Below are 18,103 nucleotides of genomic sequence, written 5' to 3' on the forward strand. Positions count from 1 at the left end.
CGTCGTGTTCGTCGTGCTCCGGCACGGGCACCGCGTCCGGGCGCCGGGGCGGCCGAGGGAGGACCACCATGGCCGACACGCAGTGGGGCAGCGGTACGGGAGCGGCGCCGGCGGGCGACGGGCGCGGCGCCTGGGCAACCGGCGGCGTCCTGTTCGCCGGGGTGCTGATGCTGGTGAACGGCGTGCTCGGGGCGCTCGTCGGGATCGCGGGGCTCGCGAAGGACGACGTGTACGGGAGCCTCGGCGACTACGTCTTCAAGTTCGACGTCACCACCTGGGGATGGATTCACCTGATCCTCGGCGTCCTGGTGGCCCTCACCGGCGCGGCGATCCTCACCGGGTCGCACTGGGCGCGGGCCACCGGTGTGGTGCTGGCCGCGCTGTCGGCGATCGCGCACTTCATGTGGCTGCCGTACCAGCCGGTGTGGGCCGTGGTGTGCATCGCGATCGCGGTCTTCGTCGCCTGGGCGCTCTGCACCGACATGGAGCGCAACCCCGCGCGGCCCGCGCGCTGAGCGGGCGTGCGGCCGCACCCGGCCGCGTGGGACCGTGGCCGGGTGAACCTGGAGGACCTGGTCCGGCTGCGCCGGGCCCGCGACACGATGGACCGCGACTACGCGCAGGCGCTCGACGTCCCCGCGCTGGCCCGCGTCGCCCTGATGTCGCCCGGCCACTTCTCCCGCAGCTTCCGCGCCGCCTACGGGGAGACGCCGTACAGCTATCTGATGACGCGCCGGATCGAGCGGGCCAAGGCACTGCTGCGGCGCGGCGACCTGTCGGTCACCGAGGTCTGCTTCGCCGTGGGCTGCACCTCGCTCGGCTCGTTCAGCACGCGCTTCACCGAACTGGTCGGCGAGAGCCCGAGCGCGTACCGCGCCCGCGGCCACGAGGCGGGCGCCGCCATCCCGCCGTGCGTCGCCAAGATCCGGACGCGGCCGGTGCGGGGCGCCGGACCGGTCAGGAATGGAGAAGCAGAACGCGGCACCCGCCCGTAGCGTGAAGCGCATGGACATCACGCTTTCCTCCTGCTTCATCGCGGTGCACGACCACGACCAGGCACTCGCCTTCTACCGGGACGCTCTCGGCCTGGAGGTGCGCGACGACGTCGGGTTCGAGGGCATGCGCTGGGTGACCGTCGGGCCGCCCTCCCAGCCGGACGTGAACATCGTGCTGGAACCCCCGCTCGCCGACCCGAACGCCTCCGCCGCCGACAAGCAGGCCATGGCGGAACTCCTCGCCAAGGGCCTGCTGCGCGGCGTCGTCTTCCGCACCGACGACTGCGACGCCACCTTCGAACGTATCAGCGCGGCCGGCGGCGAGGTGCTCCAGGAGCCGGTCGACCAGCCGTACGGCGTCCGCGACTGCGCCTTCCGCGACCCCTCGGGCAACATGCTCCGCTTCAACCAGCCCCGCGACTGAGCCCGTGCCCGCCCGGCCCCGGCGGACGACAGCGTCCGGGGCCCGGCGGCGCGGGGGCGGACGTACGCTCGGTGCCGGCAGACGGCGTGAGGGACCGTGAGAAAGGGAGAGCAGATGAGCAGGGCCACCGGGAGCGCGGGCCGGAAGGCGGGCGCCCCGCACGCCGCCGACGTCCACGACCTGATCCGCGTGCACGGCGCGCGCGAGAACAACCTCAAGGACGTCCACATCGAGCTCCCCAAGCGCCGGCTGACGGTGTTCACCGGGGTGTCGGGCTCGGGCAAGAGTTCGCTGGTGTTCGAGACGATCGCCGCCGAGTCCCAGCGGATGATCAACGAGACCTACAGCGCGTTCCTCCAGGGCTTCATGCCGGCCCTGGCCCGCCCCGAGGTCGACGTCCTCGACGGGCTGACCACGGCGATCATCGTCGACCAGCAGCGGATGGGAGGCGACGCCCGCTCCACCGTCGGCACCGCCACCGACGCCAACGCGATGCTGCGCATCCTCTTCAGCCGCCTGGGCACCCCGCACCTCGGCTCGCCCCAGGCGTTCTCCTTCAACGTCGCCTCCGTGAAGGCGGCGGGCGCGATCACCGTCGAACGCGGCGACCGCAGGACCGAGAAGGTGAGCTTCTCCCGCACCGGCGGCATGTGCCCGCACTGCGAGGGCCGCGGCACCGTCTCCGACTTCGACCTCACCCAGCTCTTCGACGACTCCAAGTCGCTGGCCGAGGGCGCGGTCACGGTGCCCGGCATCACCCCCGAGAGCTGGTACGGCCGGATCTACCAGGGCGCCGGCTACCTCGACCCGCACAAGCCGATCCGGAAGTACACCGAGAAGGAGTGGCAGGACTTCCTGTACCGCGAGCCGACCCGCGTCAAGGTCGAGGGCGTCAACGTCTGGTACGAGGGCCTGGCCGTGCGGATCCAGAAGCAGATGCTCTCCAAGGACCGCGAGGCGATGCAGCCGCACATCCGGCGCTTCGTGGAACGCGCGGTCACCCTCCAGCCCTGCCCCGAGTGCGACGGCTCCCGGCTCAGCGAGGCGGCCCGCTCCTCGAAGATCGCCGGGATCTGCATCGCGGACGCCTGCGCGATGCAGATCAGCGACCTGGCCGAGTGGGTCCGCGGACTCGACGAGAAGTCCATGGCACCGCTGCTGACGACGCTCGGGGACACGCTCGACTCGTTCGTCGAGATCGGCCTCGGCTACCTCTCGCTCGACCGGTCCGCGGGCACGCTGTCGGGCGGTGAGGCGCAGCGCGTCAAGATGATCCGCCACCTCGGCTCCTCCCTCACCGACGTCACCTACGTCTTCGACGAGCCCACCGTCGGCCTGCACCCGCACGACATCCAGCGGATGAACGACCTGCTGCTGCGGCTGCGGGACAAGGGCAACACGGTGCTCGTCGTCGAGCACAAGCCGGAGGTCATCGCGATCGCCGACCACGTCGTCGACCTCGGCCCCGGGGCCGGCACGGCGGGCGGCAGCGTCTGCTTCGAGGGCACCGTCGAGGGCCTGCGCACCGGCGGCACCCTCACCGGCCGCCACCTGGACGACCGGGCCTCCCTCAAGCCCGAAGTGCGCGAGCACACCGGGGTGTTCGAGGTACGCGGCGCCGACGCGCACAACCTGCGGGACGTCGACGTGGACGTGCCGCTCGGGGTGCTGACCGTCGTCACCGGCGTCGCGGGCTCCGGCAAGAGCTCGCTGGTGCACGGCTCGCTGGTCGCCGCCGCCGGGGCCGACGAGGGCGTGATCGCGATCGACCAGAGCCCGATCCGCGGCTCCCGGCGCAGCAACCCGGCGACGTACACCGGACTGCTCGACCCGGTCCGCAAGGCGTTCGCGAAGGCCAACGGTGTGAAGCCGGGACTCTTCAGTGCCAACTCCGAGGGCGCCTGCCCCAACTGCAACGGCGCCGGGGTCGTCTTCACCGACCTGGCGATGATGGCGGGCACCGCCTCCACCTGCGAGGAGTGCGAGGGCAAGCGGTTCGAGGCGTCCGTGCTGGAGCACCACCTCGGCGGCCGGGACATCAGCGAGGTCCTGGCCATGCCGGTGGCCGAGGCGCGGGAGTTCTTCGGCGCCGGCGAGGCACGCACCCCGGCCGCGCACAAGATCCTCGGCCGGCTGGCCGACGTCGGGCTGGGCTACCTCACCCTCGGCCAGCCGCTCACCACCCTCTCCGGCGGTGAGCGGCAGCGCCTCAAGCTGGCCACCAACATGGCCGAGAAGGGCGAGGTCTACGTCCTCGACGAGCCGACCACGGGACTCCATCTCGCCGACGTGGAACAGCTCCTCGGGCTGCTCGACCGGCTGGTCGACTCCGGCAAGTCGGTCATCGTCATCGAGCACCACCAGGCCGTGATGGCCCACGCCGACTGGATCATCGACCTCGGCCCCGGCGCCGGACACGACGGCGGCCGGGTCGTCTTCGAGGGCACCCCCGCCGACCTCGTCGCCGACGGCACCACCCTCACCGGCGAACACCTCGCCGCCTACATCGCGCCCTGACCGCCCCGGGGGACCGGCGGCGCCACGCCGCGAGCCGTGCCATCGTGGAGCCATGACGATCGAGGTGCGGCCCGCTTCGGTCTTCGCCGACGTCCGCGCCGTGCTCGGCCCGAAGTCGCCCGGGGCGAACGTCTGTTGGTGCCTGAGCCACCGGCTCCCCTCGCGGCTCAACACCTCGCTGCGCGGCCCGGACCGGGGCGCGTACGTCGCGGACCTGTGCCGCGCCGTACGCGCGCCCGGGGTGCTCGCGTACGACGGGGACGAGCCGGTCGGCTGGGCCGCGGTGGCCCCGCGCGCGGAGACGGCCTTCGCGCACAGCCGGAAGATCCCGCACCTGGACGACCTGCCGGTCTGGTCCCTGTGGTGCGTCCGGGTACGCCCCGGGCACCGCAAGCAGGGACTCTCGCACGCGCTGATCGCCGGGGCGGCCGAGTTCGCGCGGGCGTACGGGGCGCCGGTGGTCGAGGCGTACCCGGTGGACAACGGCACGGCCCGGGTCGATCTGACGATGGCCTACGCCGGACTGCGGAAGAACTTCGAGCGCGCCGGGTTCGTCCACGCCGCGGACACCACCTCGGTCCTGGCCGGCCACCCCCGCGTCCTGATGCGCCTCGACCTCCGGGGCCCGTGAGCCGCGCCGCCCCCGTCACGGGGAGCGGCGCGGGCGCCGGTCAGTCGAACTGGCCGGGGCGGTAGGAGCCGGCGGGCTGGCGGACCAGGACGTTCATCCGGTTGAAGGCGTTGATCAGGGCGATCAGCGCCACCAGCGCGGAGAGCTGGCTCTCGTCGTAGTGCTCGGCGGCGTTCGCCCAGACCTCGTCGGACACGCCACCGGCCGCGTCGGCGATGCGGGTGCCCTGCTCGGCCAGCTCCAGGGCCGCGCGTTCGGCGTCGGTGAAGACGGTGGCCTCGCGCCAGGCGGCGACCATGTTGAGCCGGGTGGCGCTCTCGCCCTCGTGCTCCGCGTCCTTGAAGTGCATGTCGACGCAGAAGCCGCAGCCGTTGATCTGGCTGGCGCGGAGCAGCACCAGCTCACGGGTCGCGGACGGCAGCGTCGCGCCCTCCAGTTCCTTGGACGCGGCGATGACGTGCTTCACCGCCGCGGCCGCGACCGGGTCGCCGAAGAGGTTCAGACGGGCGTGCATGGCGCTCTCCTTCGCAGTGTCGGTGCCGGCCTTCCCCGGCCGGCATCCCTGTGACCGGCACGGGTGTGACGGACTCCGGTGACTGACACCCGTAACGACGGAACGCCCCGGCGGGATGTGACACGGACGGGATCCGGCCCGCGCGCCGGACCTCCCGGGCGCCGTCCGGGACCGTGCCCCCGACTGCCTAGGCTGCACCCGGAATCCGGACCGCAGTACCGCACCCAGGAGCGCACCCCGATGTTCGAACCCGCCGCCGAACTCCCCTTCCCCGACGCCTTCGCCGCGGACGCGGCCCCCGCGCCGCACCCCCTGCTCGCCCCGCTCACCGGGCTCCTGGGGACGTGGCAAGGCCGGGGCAGCGGCGGGTACCCGACGCTCGCCGAGGACTTCACCTACGCGCAGGAGGTCACCTTCAGCCACGACGGCCGCCCCTTCCTCCGCTACGAGGCGCGCTCCTGGCTGCTCGGCCCCGACGGCGCCGCGCTGCGGCCTTCGGCCCGGGAGAGCGGCTGGTGGCGGCTGCAACCCGGCGGCCGCGTCGAGGCGTTGATCACCCAGCCCACCGGTGTCGCCGAGATCCTGGCCGGTCAGGCCGGGGACGGCGGCGTCGACCTCACCACCCACCGGGTGGCGCTGGCGCCCACCGCGAAGGAGGTCGACGCCACCCGCCGCCGCTACACCGTCACCGACGGGGACACGCTCGATTTCGTCCACGACCTCGCCGCCGTCGGACAGCCCCTGCAGCACCACCTCTCGGCCTGTCTCCGGCGCGCTGCGGGGGAGCGGGGCGAGAGCTCCTGACGGTTCCGGCCACCGGGGCCGAATCGCATTTGCGTTCTGTTCGAATTCGCTGGCAGGGGCCCTAAAACCGGCCCGGAACCCGCGTCAAGGGACGCCTTGACAAGGGATGTGTGCGACCTCACAGTAGGCGCTACGTACAACGCAACCGGATACGGTGCGTTCTCTGCGTAATTCCGCGAAATCCCCTCTGGAGGGTCCCTCAATCGCGCCCTGCGGGCGCCGTTCGGCCTGCCCTGAAGCCGGACGGACGCGCGTGCGTGCGCGTAAATGCCTGAACCGGTGGATGAATTCTGTGCAGTTCTGGTAAGCGGTCCCGGCTGCCGGTCTTCCGGTTCGCGCCGTGCAATTGCCGCACGTGAGAGCAAGTGCCTATCAGTGACTGGAAAGGGTGAGTGCCCAATGACGCAAATTGCTGTCGAGACGCCGTTGCAGGTTCTTGAGCATGAACCCTTCCTGCAGGTCACGTGGCGCGACGCGGAGACACCGGCACGCGGGTTCGTCGTCATCGACCAGCTGGTGACGGGAATCGCCACCGGCGGACTCCGTATGCGGCCCGGCTGCACCCTCGGCGAAGTCGGCGAACTCGCCCGCGAGATGACCCTCAAGATGGGCGCCTACGGAATTCACGTCGGCGGCGCCAAGGGCGGTATCGACTTCGACTCCGAGGACCCGCGCGCCGACGGTGTGCGGGAGCGTTTCCTGCAGGGCGTGCTTCCGCTCCTGGAACGGTTCTGGGTGACCGCGGGAGACCTCGGAACGCAGCAGGAGCAGCTCGACCGCGCCTTTGCGCGGGTCGGCCTCGGCGAGACCTCTTTTCACGCCGCCGTGGTGCGTTCCCCGGTGGAGGCCGATGTGCGCGCCCGCATCCGGCAGGCATTCGCCACCCGGACGGAGGGACTCAAGCTCTCGGAACTCGTGGGCGGTTACGGCGTCGCGGAGGCCGCGCTCGCCGCGCTGGAGCACCGCGGCCGTCCCGCCGAGCGGGCCCGCGCCGTCGTCCAGGGCTTCGGTGCGATGGGCGGCTCCACCGCGCTGTACCTGGCGCGCGCCGGGGTGCGGATCGTCGGCATCACGGACGCCAGGGGGCTGGTCCTCAACACCGGGCGCGGCCTCGACGTGGAACGGCTGCTCGCGGCGCGCAGCTCCGGCGGCGTCATCGACCGCGCGGCGCTGCGCGAGGACGACGTGGAGCTCCCCGGCGACGCCTGGCTGGACCAGGACGTCGACGTCCTCGTCCCCGCGGCCGTCTCCTACACGATCACCGAGGAGAACTGCGACCGGATCCGCGGCTCGCTCGTCGTCGAGGCGGCGAACGTGCCCACCACGCCCGGCGCCGAGCGGCGGCTGCTGGAGCGGGGCGTCACCGTGATCCCCGACTTCATCGCCAACACCGGTGCGGCGGCCGGGGCCTGGTGGGTCATCCTCGGCGAGGTCGTCAGCCCCGCGGGCGCGTGCAGCAGGCTGTCCGCGCAGCTCCGCCCGCTCGTGGCGGACCTGATGCGCCGGGCCGCACGGACCGGCACCTCGGTGCGTACGGCGGGTGTGCAGTTCGCGAAGGAGAACTCGGCGCGCCTGATCGGCGAGTACGGCGGCGCGGTGGCCTTCCGCGACCTGTACAGCGGCGCGCCGCGTGCGGACGAGATCGGGTCAGGGCTCGGGCCGGAGGCCGGTGCGGAGCAGGCGGCCGCGGTCTTCCCGGGGTCGGCCGCGCCGGTCGACGAGCCGGTGGACACCGGCCGCCACCCCGCGGGCGCGTACCCGGCGTACTGGTCGGGCCCCGCCGACCCGGACGCGGGCCGCGCCTGACGCGCCGCCCGCAGGCACCGGGTGCCCCGCGACCGGACCCGTCCGGCCGCGGGGCACCGTGCTTCGGGGGCGGCTACGCCCGGGCCCACGCGGCGGACAGCGGGCCGAGCATCACGATGCCGTCGTGGGCGGTGAGTTCGGCCTCCAGGCGGTCGCCCAGGGTGTCGGGGGCGAGTTGTACCCGGGTGGTGACGCCGGTCCGTTCCATCAGGGGCAGGGTGGCGACGAGCAGGTCGGCCCGGCGGTGCGCGGCGTGGCCGGCCCGCTCGCCGCACCGTACGGCCGACTCGACGTGCATCTCCGGGTCCGGCAGGCCGGCCGCGCGGAAGGCGGCGAACAGCGTGTGCCCCATGCGGGCCTCGACGCCGGCCCTGCGCATCGTCTCCAGGAGCCGGCCGTGGGCCTGTTCCCACGTCGGCATCGGCGGGGCCGCGCGGGGCGCGGCGAGGTCGGGTTCCTGGAGGCAGAGCAGGCCGCCGGGGCGCAGCCGGGCGAAGGCCCGGGACAGGGCGAGGGGCGGGTCCGTTCCCATCCGCCCGTTATCGGCAGCGGCGGTGGGGACGGCAACGCCGGACCCCGGCCCGCACCCGCGAGGATTGCGGATGTGACGGGCAAATCGCGGACGCGGCGCCGGGGTTCGGGTGCTCGGGTAGATTCGGCGGGTGATCACATCCGACGACGTACGGCGCGCGGCGCTCGCGCTTCCGGAGACCACCGAGAAGATCGCCTGGGAGATGCCCACGTTCCGGGTGGCGGGCAAGATGTTCGTCACGCTGCCCGAGACCGAGACCTCGATGGCCGTGAAGTGCCCCCGGCACGAGCGGGACGAGCTGGTGCTCGCCGAGCCGGAGAAGTTCTGGGTGGCCGCGCACGAGGCGTCCTCGGCGTGGGTCCGGGTGCGGCTGGCGGCGCTCGACGACCTGGACGAGCTGCGCGACATCGTCACCGACTCCTGGCGGCAGGCCGCACCGGAGCGGCTGCTGCCCTCCGAGGGCCGGGAATCCCCCGGGTGACCGGCGGCTGTTGACGGCGGCGCGGGCGGCGTGATTAGCCTCGCGGCAATGGCAACGGTGTTCAGGAAGCTGCTCGGTGCACTGCCCAGGATGGGTGTGCAGGTCGTCGACCTCGGGCCCGGTGCCGCCGTGATCGCGCGGCGGGGCGGGCTGTCCGCTCGCAAGGTGGGCGCGGACGCGTGGATGGTCGGCGGCAGACGGGCCACGGCCGCGCCGGTCGTGGGGCGTCAGGGGCCGTGGGGCCTGGACAAGGCGACGGCGAGCCGCCTGTGCGCCCGGCACGTGGCCGGGCTGCTGGCCCGGTACGAGGTGAACTGCGTCTTCGACGTCGGCGCCAACAAGGGCCAGTACGGCAAGCAGCTGCGCAAGCAGGGGTACCGGGGCAGGATCGTCTCCTTCGAGCCGGTCCCGGACAGCTGCGAGCGGCTGCGGGCGGCCGCCGAGCAGGACCCGGACTGGCGGGTGTACGCCTGCGGTCTGGGCCGGAAGGCGTCGACCGAGCAGATGCACCTCGGCTGGAAGACGATGAACTCCCTGCTGAAGCCCAGCGATTACGGGCAGCGGCGGTACCGCAGGTTCGCCGACACCAGTACGGCCGAGGTGCGCATCCGGCGGCTGGACGAGGTCATGGACGAGGCGATGGCCGGGCTCGCCGACCCGCGCCCCTACCTGAAGATGGACACCCAGGGCTTCGACCTGGAGGTCTTCGCGGGCGGCGGCGAGCGCCTCGGCGAGTTCGTCGGCATGCAGTCCGAGGTGGCCGCGCTGCGGCTGTACGAGGGCAGCCCGCGCATGACGGACGCCATCGCGGCGTACGAGCAGGAGGGCTTCGAGGTCACCGGCATGTACCCGGTCACCCGCGAGGACACCACGGGCCGCGTGGTCGAGTTCGACTGCGTGATGGCACGGGCGTACGCGGTGCCGGGCGAGGACGGTCCGGCGGCCTGAAGCGCGGGCGTCCGCGTGTGAGACCCGTGAACTCCCTGTGAGGGCACGGGAGTTGACCACCGGACGGGGCATGCCCCGGACAGGGCCGCCCCACCCGCGAGTGAGCGAAGGAGAGGTGTCATGAGACCGAGATGTGCCGCGTGGCGAAGAGGCGTGGAGCGCCGTGCGGCACCTCTGTGCGGCACGGACGAACCGAGCGATGCGTGCGAGAGGTTCCCGTGGACACCACATCCCAGACGTCCCCGGAGGCGCCGGTCAGGGTGACCGTCGTCGTCCCCACCCACAACACCGGCGAGAAGGTCCTGACCGGGCTGCGGTCCTTCCTCGAACAGACCCTGCCGCGTGCGGAGTTCGAGGTGCTGTACGTGGACGACGGCTCCACGGACGACACCGTCCGGATACTGGAGGAGGAGATCGCGGCCCGTGGCGCCGGGGACACCGTGCGGGTCCTGCGGATGGCGAACTCGGGCTGGCCCGGCAGGCCGCGCAACGCCGGAACGGACGCCGCCAGGGGCGAGTTCGTGCACTACGTCGACGACGACGACTGGCTCGCGCCGGAGGCGCTGGAGCGGCTGTACGCGCGGGCGCGGGAGACCGGTGCGGACATCGTCGCCGGGCGGATGGCCGGGCACGGGCGGAAGGTTCCGCGCGAGCTGTTCGAAAAGCCGCGCGCCGCCGCCGACCTGCGGCAGGACACCGCGCTGCTGGCCGCCATGACCGTGCACAAACTCTTCCGGCGCGGCTTCCTCGTCCGGCACGGGCTGCGCTTCGCCGAGGGGCCGGTCCGGCTGGAGGACCACCTGTTCATGCTGCGCGCGTACCTGCTCACGGACCGCGTCGCCACTGTGCACGACCACACCTGCTACCACTGGGTGCGGCACCCGGGCGACGCGCGGCAGAACATCAGCTTCCGGCCGATCGAGCCGGGCCCGTACATCGACAGCGTCCGGCGTGTCCTCGACGTGCTCGACGCGCCCGACACCTGCGTCCCGCCGGGCCGGCACCGCAACCGGCTGACGGCGAAGTGGTACGGCAAGAAGGCGCTGGACCGGATCACCGGCAGGAACCTGCTGGACCTGCCGGAGGAGTGCCGGGCCGAATGGTTCGAGGCCGTCGCCTCCCTCGCCGCCGACCTGCCGCCGCAGGCGGACGCGGCGCTGCCGACCCGGCTGCGGATCGTCGCGGCCCTCGCCCGGCACGGCGACCGTCAACTCCTGGAGGAATTCGCCGCGTTCGACGCCCGGGTCGACCACCGTCCGCGCGTCCGGGCGGCGGAGTGGGCGGACGGGCGGCTCACGGTCCGCTGCGCGACCGGGCTGGTGCGCAAGGCCGGTGGCGGCGCGTCGTCCGGCCCGGTCTTCACCGGGACGCCCGAGCGGCTCCGGCTGCGGCTGCCGCCGCGGGTCGCCGCCGTGCCGGGTGCCGCCGGGGCGGCCGACTTCACCAGAGCCGTACGGCGCGGCACCGTACGCGGGCAGCTCCGGCACCGCGAGAGCGGCACCGAGCTGAACGTGGAGACCACCTGGCGCCTGGCCGCCGGGCCCCGCGAGGCACCACCCGCGCGGGGGCTGCGTTCCCGAGTGGTGGGGCTGTTGCGGCGTGCGGCCGGACGGCCCACGGGTCCGGGCGGGGCACCCGGGCGGCCGGAGCCCCAAGTCCCGCAATTCGAGGCCGAGTTCACCGTCGACCCGGCCACCGCGGACCGCGGCGGGCCGCTGGCCCCCGGCACCTGGGAGGTCCGCCTCCAGCTCGGCTGCGGCGGCTGGCGCACGGCACGCACACTCCCCGGCCTCACCCTCCAGGCCCCCGCCACCCGCCCGGAGCCCCGGCTCCCGGGCCCCCGTCGGCCGGCCGCCACCCGCACACCGGCGGGCTGAGGGCGCCGAACCTCTGGTCTTGCTCAAACGCGCTCCCGGCGCCGCCTCCCGGCGGGACGATGCGGACGGGCACGGAGCCCGCCCTGCCGCTCCGGGAGCGCACCGCGGACCCGCTCCGTCACCCGTCCCGGAACTCCCGCGTGACATGACCCGTTCCCCGGAGTCCGGCACGTAACTGATCCGAATATGAGGGGAGTTGGGGCGCATGATGACCGCGGAGATCGCACAGTGGGTGCAGCAGGCCGGTCCCGTCGTGGCGTCGGGCGTGAGCGCGTACGGCGTCGCGGTGCTGACGCGTACGCAGGACGCCGCAGCGGACGCGACGGTGAACCTGGGGCGGCGGATCCTCCAGACGGTGTGGCAGCGCGGGGACGAGGAGGGCCGCGGGGAGCTGGAGCGCGTGGTGGCGGAGGCCGCCGGGGCGGAGGATGCGGCGTCCGCCTCGGACGAGCTGGGCCGGTTCCTCGGGCGTGCGCTGCGGGACGATCCGGAGCTGCGCGCACAGCTGTCCGCGATGCTGCCGGTGCCGGCCGCGGGGACGGTGAACGTCACGGCGTCCGGTGAGCGTGCGGTCGCGGCCCAGCACATCGGCACCGTCATCACCGGCGACGGTCACACCTCATGAGCGGCGAGGGCGGCACCGGGGCGCACATCGAGGCGTCCGGGGAGCGCGCGGTCGCGGCTCAGTGGATCAACCACGTCTACACGGGCGACGTGCTCCCCGCCGAGGCGCTGCACGCGCCGGAGCGGGTGGCCGCGGCACCGGGGACGTCGAATCTGCCGCCGGCCGCGCTGTGCCTGGGCCGTGAGGAGGAACTGGCCGAGCTGCGGCGCGTGTTGAACGACCGGAGCGAGGGGGCCATCACCCAGAGCGGCGCGGTGCGCGGCCTGGGCGGGATCGGCAAGAGTGCCCTCGCCCTGCACTACGCCCACCGCTACCGCGGTGAGTACGGCCTGGTCTGGTGGCTCAACGCCGCCTCCCCGGACGAGATCGAGACCTCGCTCACCGGCCTCACCCGCACCCTCGTCCCGGGCTGGGCCGCGTCGGCCGAGCGCGGCGCGCAGGTGGAATGGGCGCGGCAGTGGCTGGCCTGGCATCCGGACTGGCTGCTGGTCTACGACAACGTCGAGGACCCCGAGGACCTCGCCCCGTACACCGGCGCGCTCCACCAGGGCCACCATCTGGCGACCAGCCGCCGTACCACCGGCTGGCCCGACAGCGCGGCCACGCTGACGCTGGGGAGTCTCCATCCCGAGGATGCCGTCGACCTGTTGTGCCGGCTCGTCTTCAAGGACGCCGAACCCACCGCGCGGGAGCGGGTCGAGGCCCGCGCGCTCGTGGCCGACCTCGGGCATCTGCCCCTGGCGGTCAAGCAGGCCGGTGCCTACCTCGCCCGGAACCGCGGGATCAGCCTGGCCCGCTACCGGCGCCGGCTGGAGCCCAAGCTCGGCAAGGCCGTCGACGGCACCGATCCCGAACGCAGCGTCGCCCGGGTCTGGAACATCACCCTCCGGACGCTGGAGGAAGTCGAGCCGCCGGCCGTCGAGTTGCTGTACCTCCTCGCCTGGCTCGCCCCGGACGCCGTCCCGCACACGCTCGTGACCCCGCCCGGAGTCGACCCGGACGAGGTCGCCGAGGTCATCGGCACGCTGGCCGCCTACAGCATGGTCACCGACACCGGCACCCACGTCGGCATGCACCGCCTCGTCCAGACGGTCCTGCGCGCGCCGCGGGACACCGGCTCTCCGGGCGCGTCCCGGCGGCTCGAAGGGCGCGAGTACGCCGAGCGGGCCGTGCTCCACGGGCTCACTCCGCCCCCGGGCGGGGACGCGCCCACGGAGGCCCAGTGGGACGCCCTCACGCCCCACCTCATCGCTCTGGCCTCCGGTGAGGCCGGGCTGGAGCGCCGGGACGGCACACCGGCCTCCGGCGAAGAACGGGAGGACCGGGGGGACACGCTGACCGGGGTGTACGAGTTCGCCGCGTCCCGGCTGGACGACCAGGGCCATGGGGCCCGTGCCGTACCGCTGTTGGAGGCGGCGCTCGCCCGGTGCGAACAGCGCCTCGGCGACTCCCATCCGGACACCGTGACCACGCGCAGCAACCTCGCCGCCACCTACCTGGCGGCAGGGAATCTGGCGCGCGCCGTCCCGATGCTGGAGACCGCTCTCGCCCAGTCCGAGCAGCTTCTGGGAGACACGCACGAGGGCACGCTGCACGTCCGCTACAACCTCGCCGGTGCCTGCACGCTCGCGGGCGATCTGGAGCGTGCGGTACCCCTGCTCGAGGCCACGCTGGCCCAGTACGAGCAGGTCCTCGGCGACTCCCATCCCCGCACCCTGGCCACGCGCGGCAACGTCGCGGACCTCTACCGGAGAGTGGGCGACCCGGAGCGTGCGGTGTCGCTGTTCGAGGCCACGCTCGCCCGGTGCGAAGAGGTCCTGGGCGACACGCACCCCGACACCCTGAACACCCGCAAGAACCTCGGCTACGCCTGCCAGGAGGCGGGCGATCCGGAGCGTGCCGTCCGGCTGTTCACCACCGTCCTCACCCAGCGTGCGGAGGTGCTGGGGGACCTCCATCCCGACACCCTGACCAGCCGTCAGCACCTCGCCCACGCCTACGCGTCGGCGGGGGACCTGGAGCGTGCCCTCGCGCTGTTCGAGGTCACGCTCGCCCAGTACGAGCAGGTCCTCGGCGAGAGCCACCCGTACACCCTGATCAACCGCAACAACCTCGCTGGCGCCTGCTGGGCGGCGGGGGACCGGGAGCGTGCCGTCCGGCTGTTCGAGATCACCGTCGCGCAGTCCGAACAGGCACTGGGCGAGGACCATCCCGACACCGTGGCCACGCGCCGCAACCTCGTGCACGCCCGTGGCGGCTGCCCGGACCGTGACGTCCAGGGCCCCCGCCAGGCGCACCGGGGCTGAGCGTCAACGGCCCGCTGTGCGCCGTGAGTTCGCGGCGCGGATATGCAGCTTCGGCCCGCCCGCCGCGATCAGGGCGCACAGGCCGACGGCCGTGGCGCGGCTCGGCTCGGCGAGCCAGTGGCCGAGGAGCCAGTCGCAGCCGAGCCCGGCCCCGACGAGCAGGACCTTCGCCACCGTCAGGCGTGCGACGGGGAGTTGACGGCCCGAGGGTGCCTCGCCGCGCCGCCGCTGCCTGAGGCGGCGGACCAGGTGGACGACCGGCGGCGCGACGAGCACCAGCACCAGGACGCGCAGCGCGTGTTCCCAGGCGGGCTCGTCGCCGCCCCGGATCCACATCACGCCCATCACCAGCCCGGCGAGGGCGTAGACGGCCCGGACGGGCCGGGTTAACGGCGGTGGGGGAGCGGCGGACGTGGAGTCGGGCGCGGGCTCGGTACGCGTCATGGGGAAGGTTCCTCCGTGCGTCGGGCTGGAGCCCTCACCGTAAAGTGTCAGAACTGACAGTTCACGGCCCGGAGATGGCGCGGAGGCAAAAAGTGTCACACCTGACACTTGTAGGGGGCGTGTAAGAATCGTTCCTCGTGAGTGCGGCAGGACGACACGAAGAGCAGCCCCCCGGCAGACGCCCGGCGGGAGGGGAGCAGCCCGGCGCGGGCCGGCGCGAGCAGAAGAAGGCGGCCACCCGGGAAGCGCTCCAACTGGCCGCGCGGCGCCTGTTCGAGGAGTACGGCTACGAGCGGACGACGGTCCGCGACATCGCCGCCGCCGCGCACGTCACCGAGCGGACCTTCCACCGCTACTTCCCCTCCAAGGAGGACCTCGTCCTCGCCGACGTGCGCGGCCTCCTGCCGCTGCTCCAGGAGGAGATCCGCGCCCGCCCCGCCGGCGAACCCCCGCTCGCCGCCGTCCTCCAGGGCCTGCTCGCCCTCTCCCGCGAGCCGGACGGCGCGGGGCTCGCCGCCCTCTACGGCGGCCCGCCGGCCCGCTTCGCGGCCCGCGTCTCCCGTCCCGTGCTGACCGTGCTCCTGGACTTCGAGGACGGCATCGCCGCCGTCCTGGCGGAACGCATGGCCGCGTCGCCGCCCGCCGGTGACCCCCAACGCGCCCTGCGTGCGGCCGTGCTGGCGCGCGCCGCGGTCGGCGCCGTCCGCAGCGCCCTCATCGCCCACACCGGCCCGGGCGACGGCGGCGCCCGCCCGGAGGTCCTCGGCGACCTGCTCCGCACGGCTTTCGCGGCCCTGGAGGGCTGACGGCCGGCCCTCAAGTCCCCTTCTGTGCGGGGAGGTTCACGTCTCACGTTTAAGTCAGGCGCTTGACTTAAAAACCCGACGGCGTTTGACTGGCCCCGACTTCGACCGCGTACGAGGTGCCGACGCCGCACACGAAGGGGCCGCCCGGTGAGTGAGACGGACGAGCGAGTGCTGGAGTATCCGATCGCCGCGCCCGGGCCGCTGGAGCCGCCCCGGGAGTGGGCCGAGCTGCGCGAGCGGTGCCCCGTGGCCAGGGGGAAGCTGCCCAGCGGGGACGAGGTCGCGGTGCTCACCCGCTACGAGGACGTCAAACGGGTGCTCTCCGACGCCAGGTTCGGGCGGCAGCTGGACGCACCCGACGCGGCCCGGGTCAGCGCCACCGAGTCGGGCGGACTGTTCAACAGCGAGATGGCCTCCGCCGTTCCGCAGAGCGGCGAGGGGCACCAGCGCTGGCGGCGGCTGGTCAACCGCTGGTTCACGGCCCGGCGGATGGCCCGGCTGCGCCCCCGGATCGAGGAGACGGCCGAGCGGCTCGTAGACGAGATGGTGGCGACGGGCCGACCTGCCGACCTCAAGGCCGCTTTGGGCTTCCCGCTGCCGGTGTGGGTGATCTGCGAGATGCTCGGGGTGCCCACGGCCGACCGGGACCGGTTCTCCCGCTGGTCGGACACCTTCCTCAACCTCACGCGCTACACGGAGGAGGAGTTCCGGGCCGCCGAGTCCGAGTTCTTCGCCTACATGGCGGGGCACGTCGCGGACCGGCGCGCGCGGCCCGGTGACGACGTGCTCAGCGAGCTCGCCGCCGCCACCGACTCCGCGGGCGAGCGGATGTCCGACCGCGCGCTGGCCGCCACCGGGCTCGGGCTGCTGATCGCCGGGCACGAGACCACCGCCAACATGACCGTCAAGATGGTCGCGATGCTGCTGGCCGACCGCCGCCGCTGGGAGCGGCTGCTCGCCGACCCGTCACTGGTGCGCCCGGCCGTGGAGGAGTCCCTCCGGTTCGACGCCAACTCCGGCCTGGGCATGGTCCGTTACCTGGGCGAGGAGGCCGAGGTCGCCGGGACGGTGCTGCCGCGCGGCACCACGGTCCTGTGCAGCATGGCGGCCGCCAACCGGGACGGGGCGGCGTTCGACGGCGCCGACGAGATGCGGCTGGACCGCAGCCCCAACCCGCACCTCGCCTTCGGCTCCGGCGCCCACTCCTGCCTCGGTCAGGCGCTGGCCCGCACCGAACTCCAGATCGCGCTGGAGGTGCTGCTGCGCAGGCTGCCCACCCTGGAACTCGCCGTCCCGGCCGAGGAGTTGCCCCTCCTGGAGGGCCTCGTCGTCGGCGGCCTCAGCGAACTCCCGGTGCGCTGGTGACGGCCAGGAACGACGGAACGGCGAGCGGCAAGCAGTGAGGGCACAGCGATGAGCGGCGGAACAGTGAGCGGCGAGACGGTACGCGGCGCGGCGAAGGGGGGACGGGCCGCCGCCACGCGGGAGTCGATACTCGCGGCGGCGGAGCGGCTGTTCGCCGAGCACGGCGTGGCCGCGGTGTCGAACCGGCAGATCAGCGAGGCGGCAGGGCAGGGCAACAACACCGCCGTCGGCTACCACTTCGGCTCCAAGGACGACCTGGTACGGGCCGTCGTGCGCAAGCACAACGGCCAGATCGAGCGGCTCCGCGAGGAGATGGTCGAACGCGCCGAGGGCTCGGCCGAACTGCGCGACTGGGTGGCCTGCACCGTCCTGCCCACCGCCCGGCACCTGTCCGGGCTCGGCACGCCCACCTGGTTCGGCCGCTTCTACGCACAGATCAGCACCGATCCCGCGTACCGGGACGCCATGGCGGAGGAGTCGCTCGGCTCGCCCGCACTCGTCCGCGCCGTCGACGGGCTCAACCGGTGCCTGCCCGACCTGCCGCTCGAAGTGCGGGTGGAGCGCGGGGACATGGCACGTCAGGTCATGGTGCACATGCTGGCCGAACGGGAGCGCGCGCTCGCCGTGAACGCCGCCACCCCGCGCACGTCCTGGCAGCAGGCCGCGACCGGCATCGTCGACGCGCTCACCGGCCTCTGGCTGGCCCCCGTCACGCACCCGAAGGAGAACCAGCGATGAAGGTGACCGTCGACCAGGACCTGTGCTGCGGCGCCGGGAACTGCGTGATGACCGCGCCGGAGGTGTTCGACCAGCGCGAGGAGGACGGCGTCGTCGTCCTCCTCGCACCGGAACCGGCGCCGGAGCCGCGTACCCGGGTGCGCGAGGCCGCCCAGATGTGCCCCGCCGGAGCGATCGCCCTCGACGAGACCGGCTGACGGGCGCACGCCCACCACCCGCCGCCCGTTCACCGCACGTCTGCCGCGTGCGCCCCGGCGCGTCCGCTCCCGCGCGCCCGCCCACCGAGAACC

19 protein-coding genes are annotated in these 18,103 nt (G+C 73.5%); 16 read left to right on the top strand and 3 right to left on the bottom strand.

Annotated features, from left to right (window positions below):
• Window positions 1–68: 68 nt before the first annotated feature.
• The 5 genes from HCC30_RS16425 (at window position 69) to HCC30_RS16445 (ending at window position 4,567) form a co-directional block, all read left to right on the top strand.
• Window positions 69–515 carry a hypothetical protein gene (locus HCC30_RS16425; RefSeq protein ID WP_206323905.1) on the top strand — a complete coding sequence of 149 codons (447 nt, stop codon included), beginning with the start codon at window positions 69–71 and terminating at the stop codon, window positions 513–515.
• Between the two features lie 42 nt (window positions 516–557).
• Complete coding sequence (locus HCC30_RS16430; RefSeq protein ID WP_169443282.1) at window positions 558–995, top strand: helix-turn-helix transcriptional regulator; 438 nt, start codon at window positions 558–560, stop codon at window positions 993–995.
• Between the two features lie 10 nt (window positions 996–1,005).
• Entirely contained in the window at window positions 1,006–1,419 is a 414-nt protein-coding gene (locus tag HCC30_RS16435) for a VOC family protein (RefSeq protein ID WP_206323906.1), read from the top strand.
• A 114-nt stretch (window positions 1,420–1,533) separates the two neighbouring features.
• Complete coding sequence (locus HCC30_RS16440) at window positions 1,534–3,936, top strand: excinuclease ABC subunit UvrA (protein ID WP_169443284.1); 2,403 nt, start codon at window positions 1,534–1,536, stop codon at window positions 3,934–3,936.
• Window positions 3,937–3,988: 52 nt separating this feature from the next.
• The gene (locus tag HCC30_RS16445) at window positions 3,989–4,567 is read left to right on the top strand and encodes a GNAT family N-acetyltransferase (RefSeq protein WP_169443285.1); all 579 of its coding nucleotides are present in this window, start codon (window positions 3,989–3,991) and stop codon (window positions 4,565–4,567) included.
• 40 nt (window positions 4,568–4,607) lie between these two features.
• On the opposite strand, the gene HCC30_RS16450 is transcribed toward HCC30_RS16445, so the two are convergent.
• On the bottom strand, window positions 4,608–5,081 hold the full coding sequence (locus tag HCC30_RS16450) for a carboxymuconolactone decarboxylase family protein (RefSeq protein WP_169443286.1): 474 nt from the start codon (window positions 5,079–5,081) through the stop codon (window positions 4,608–4,610).
• Between the two features lie 240 nt (window positions 5,082–5,321).
• Between HCC30_RS16450 and HCC30_RS16455 the strand changes: the two genes are divergently transcribed.
• Both HCC30_RS16455 and HCC30_RS16460 read left to right on the top strand, forming a co-directional pair.
• Window positions 5,322–5,885, top strand: coding sequence for an FABP family protein (locus tag HCC30_RS16455; protein WP_169443287.1), 564 nt, complete (start codon window positions 5,322–5,324; stop codon window positions 5,883–5,885).
• A 399-nt stretch (window positions 5,886–6,284) separates the two neighbouring features.
• The gene (locus tag HCC30_RS16460; RefSeq protein WP_169443288.1) at window positions 6,285–7,691 is read left to right on the top strand and encodes a Glu/Leu/Phe/Val dehydrogenase dimerization domain-containing protein; all 1,407 of its coding nucleotides are present in this window, start codon (window positions 6,285–6,287) and stop codon (window positions 7,689–7,691) included.
• Window positions 7,692–7,764: 73 nt separating this feature from the next.
• On the opposite strand, the gene HCC30_RS16465 is transcribed toward HCC30_RS16460, so the two are convergent.
• On the bottom strand, window positions 7,765–8,223 hold the full coding sequence (locus HCC30_RS16465; RefSeq protein WP_169443289.1) for a hypothetical protein: 459 nt from the start codon (window positions 8,221–8,223) through the stop codon (window positions 7,765–7,767).
• A gap of 130 nt (window positions 8,224–8,353) precedes the next feature.
• Here HCC30_RS16465 and HCC30_RS16470 point away from each other — a divergent pair, with 130 nt between their 5' ends.
• The 5 genes from HCC30_RS16470 to HCC30_RS16490 all read left to right on the top strand — a co-directional run bounded on the left by HCC30_RS16470 (window position 8,354) and on the right by HCC30_RS16490 (window position 14,460).
• Window positions 8,354–8,704 carry an MmcQ/YjbR family DNA-binding protein gene (locus HCC30_RS16470; protein WP_169443290.1) on the top strand — a complete coding sequence of 117 codons (351 nt, stop codon included), beginning with the start codon at window positions 8,354–8,356 and terminating at the stop codon, window positions 8,702–8,704.
• Between the two features lie 48 nt (window positions 8,705–8,752).
• The gene (locus HCC30_RS16475) at window positions 8,753–9,652 is read left to right on the top strand and encodes an FkbM family methyltransferase (protein ID WP_169443291.1); all 900 of its coding nucleotides are present in this window, start codon (window positions 8,753–8,755) and stop codon (window positions 9,650–9,652) included.
• 218 nt (window positions 9,653–9,870) lie between these two features.
• Entirely contained in the window at window positions 9,871–11,529 is a 1,659-nt protein-coding gene (locus HCC30_RS16480) for a glycosyltransferase family 2 protein (protein WP_169443292.1), read from the top strand.
• A 205-nt stretch (window positions 11,530–11,734) separates the two neighbouring features.
• On the top strand, window positions 11,735–12,154 hold the full coding sequence (locus HCC30_RS16485; RefSeq protein ID WP_240979639.1) for a hypothetical protein: 420 nt from the start codon (window positions 11,735–11,737) through the stop codon (window positions 12,152–12,154).
• Window positions 12,151–14,460 carry a tetratricopeptide repeat protein gene (locus HCC30_RS16490; RefSeq protein WP_169443293.1) on the top strand — a complete coding sequence of 770 codons (2,310 nt, stop codon included), beginning with the start codon at window positions 12,151–12,153 and terminating at the stop codon, window positions 14,458–14,460. The genes HCC30_RS16485 and HCC30_RS16490 overlap by 4 nt, the downstream gene beginning before the upstream one ends.
• Window positions 14,461–14,463: 3 nt before the next feature.
• Here HCC30_RS16490 and HCC30_RS16495 read toward each other — a convergent pair whose 3' ends face one another.
• Window positions 14,464–14,904, bottom strand: a complete 441-nt coding sequence (locus HCC30_RS16495; protein WP_169443294.1) for a hypothetical protein — start codon at window positions 14,902–14,904, stop codon at window positions 14,464–14,466.
• Window positions 14,905–15,041: 137 nt separating this feature from the next.
• On the opposite strand from HCC30_RS16495, the gene HCC30_RS16500 reads away from it, so the two are divergent.
• From HCC30_RS16500 to HCC30_RS16515, 4 genes are all read left to right on the top strand, one after another.
• Complete coding sequence (locus HCC30_RS16500) at window positions 15,042–15,710, top strand: TetR family transcriptional regulator (RefSeq protein ID WP_169443295.1); 669 nt, start codon at window positions 15,042–15,044, stop codon at window positions 15,708–15,710.
• Window positions 15,711–15,857: 147 nt separating this feature from the next.
• Window positions 15,858–17,075: a cytochrome P450 gene (locus HCC30_RS16505; RefSeq protein WP_169443296.1), complete on the top strand. Its 1,218-nt coding sequence runs from the start codon at window positions 15,858–15,860 to the stop codon at window positions 17,073–17,075.
• A gap of 48 nt (window positions 17,076–17,123) precedes the next feature.
• A complete protein-coding gene (locus tag HCC30_RS16510) occupies window positions 17,124–17,813 on the top strand; it encodes a TetR/AcrR family transcriptional regulator (RefSeq protein WP_169443297.1) in 690 nt (229 codons plus the stop codon).
• Window positions 17,810–18,010 (top strand): ferredoxin, encoded by a 201-nt coding sequence (locus HCC30_RS16515; RefSeq protein WP_169443298.1) that lies wholly within the window; start codon window positions 17,810–17,812, stop codon window positions 18,008–18,010. The genes HCC30_RS16510 and HCC30_RS16515 overlap by 4 nt, the downstream gene beginning before the upstream one ends.
• The last annotated feature ends 93 nt before the right edge of the window (window positions 18,011–18,103 follow it).

The sequence above is a fragment of the Streptomyces sp. HNM0574 genome (assembly GCF_012726235.1).
GTDB lineage: Bacteria > Actinomycetota > Actinomycetes > Streptomycetales > Streptomycetaceae > Streptomyces.

Excerpts from the sequence above, each read along its gene's own strand:
- HCC30_RS16425 (WP_206323905.1), top strand. The coding sequence starts at position 69 with ATGGCCGACACGCAGTGGGGCAGCGGTACGGGAGCGGCGCCGGCGGGC.
- HCC30_RS16435 (WP_206323906.1), top strand. The coding sequence starts at position 1,006 with ATGGACATCACGCTTTCCTCCTGCTTCATCGCGGTGCACGACCACGAC.
- HCC30_RS16440 (WP_169443284.1), top strand. The coding sequence starts at position 1,534 with ATGAGCAGGGCCACCGGGAGCGCGGGCCGGAAGGCGGGCGCCCCGCAC.
- HCC30_RS16445 (WP_169443285.1), top strand. The coding sequence starts at position 3,989 with ATGACGATCGAGGTGCGGCCCGCTTCGGTCTTCGCCGACGTCCGCGCC.
- HCC30_RS16450 (WP_169443286.1), bottom strand. The coding sequence starts at position 5,081 with ATGCACGCCCGTCTGAACCTCTTCGGCGACCCGGTCGCGGCCGCGGCG.
- HCC30_RS16455 (WP_169443287.1), top strand. The coding sequence starts at position 5,322 with ATGTTCGAACCCGCCGCCGAACTCCCCTTCCCCGACGCCTTCGCCGCG.
- HCC30_RS16460 (WP_169443288.1), top strand. The coding sequence starts at position 6,285 with ATGACGCAAATTGCTGTCGAGACGCCGTTGCAGGTTCTTGAGCATGAA.
- HCC30_RS16465 (WP_169443289.1), bottom strand. The coding sequence starts at position 8,223 with ATGGGAACGGACCCGCCCCTCGCCCTGTCCCGGGCCTTCGCCCGGCTG.
- HCC30_RS16475 (WP_169443291.1), top strand. The coding sequence starts at position 8,753 with ATGGCAACGGTGTTCAGGAAGCTGCTCGGTGCACTGCCCAGGATGGGT.
- HCC30_RS16485 (WP_240979639.1), top strand. The coding sequence starts at position 11,735 with ATGATGACCGCGGAGATCGCACAGTGGGTGCAGCAGGCCGGTCCCGTC.
- HCC30_RS16490 (WP_169443293.1), top strand. The coding sequence starts at position 12,151 with ATGAGCGGCGAGGGCGGCACCGGGGCGCACATCGAGGCGTCCGGGGAG.
- HCC30_RS16495 (WP_169443294.1), bottom strand. The coding sequence starts at position 14,904 with ATGACGCGTACCGAGCCCGCGCCCGACTCCACGTCCGCCGCTCCCCCA.
- HCC30_RS16510 (WP_169443297.1), top strand. The coding sequence starts at position 17,124 with ATGAGCGGCGGAACAGTGAGCGGCGAGACGGTACGCGGCGCGGCGAAG.
- HCC30_RS16515 (WP_169443298.1), top strand. The coding sequence starts at position 17,810 with ATGAAGGTGACCGTCGACCAGGACCTGTGCTGCGGCGCCGGGAACTGC.